Below are 1,266 nucleotides of genomic sequence, written 5' to 3'. Positions count from 1 at the left end.
CCAGCACCTTCAGGCCGACCGCCGCCGGCAGCGGGTCGGAGACATGGGTCGTGTAGAAGAGGAAGCCGCGCTCATGGCAGCGCTCCTCGATCTCGGCGGTGGTGAGCACCGCCGCCAGCGGAATGCCCGCGCCCAGCGTCTTGGACAGCGTCAGGATGTCCGGCGTCACGCCGTCGCGCTCGCACGCGAACATCGTCCCGGTGCGCCCGATGCCGGTCTGCGCCTCGTCGACGATGAGCAGCATCTCCCGCTCGCGGCATTTCTGCTGCAGCGCGCGCAGGTAGCCGGGCGGCAGGTCGATCAGGCCGCCCGAACTGAGGATCGGCTCGGCGATGAAGGCCGCCAGGTTGCCGCTGGACTGCCGGTCGATCAGGTCGAAGGCGTAGTCCAGCTCGGCTTGCCAGGCCTCGGGCCCCAGGCCGCCGAAGCGCGGCCGGTAGGGATTGGGCGCGGGAATCGCGAAGGAACCGACCGCCGCCGGCCCATAGCCCTTGCGGCCGGCGCAGTAGGTCGCCGAGGCCGCCGCGCCGGTCATGCCGTGCCAGGACTGCGCGAAGCCCACCACCTCGTAGCGGCCGGTGTAGAGCTTGGCCAGCTTGATCGCCGCCTCGTTCGATTCGGCACCGGTGCTCAGCAGCATCGCGCGCTCGAGCCCTGCTGGCGCGACCTCCGCCAAGCGGGTCGCCAGGTCGACCACCGGGCGGCTCAGCATGCCGCTGAAGAGGTGGTCCAGTCCGGCGGCGTGCTCGGCGATGACCGTGGCGATCTCCGCGTGCCCGTGGCCGAGCAGCGCGCTCATCTGGCCGGAAGTGAAGTCCAGGATCGCGCGGCCGTCGGCGTCGTAGACGAAGCTGCCGCGGGCGCGCTCGATGATCAGCGGCTCGAAGCTGCCGCCGTAGCGGATCAGGTGCTGGCGTGAACGCGCCCAGAAGCTCGGGTCGGCATTGCGTGACATCGGGTCCTCCCATCAACGATGAACCCGGCGAGCGTACGGAGCGGGCCGTCGCCGCGGAAGCCAATTGTTTTGATGCGATCCATCAGCGGCGCAGGGGAGCGGCGACCCGGCCCGGCGACGAACGGCGCGTGGGTCAGGCGGTGGGCAGGAACTTCCGCACGTGCGCCGCGAACGCGGCGGTCAGCGGCGTCGGCCGCTCCCGGTCGAAGGCCAGCGTCAGCGCGACCGCGGGCAGCGGCGGCAGGCCGTGGGCCTCCTCGAGGATCTCCAGGTCGTCGGGCACGGCGGTGCGGGTCAGCACCGTCACCGCC

Annotated in this window: 1 protein-coding gene; it reads right to left on the bottom strand. The window is 71.6% G+C overall.

All coding sequences use genetic code 11. The features are described 5' to 3' along the window. Window positions 1-955: aspartate aminotransferase family protein (locus FUT87_RS08315; RefSeq protein WP_147240719.1), on the bottom strand; the 955-nt coding region annotated here is incomplete at its 3' end. Between the last annotated feature and the right edge of the window lie 311 nt (window positions 956-1,266).

The sequence above is a fragment of the Mitsuaria sp. TWR114 genome (assembly GCF_007997345.1).
This window is presented reverse-complemented; position numbering and strand designations above follow the sequence as displayed.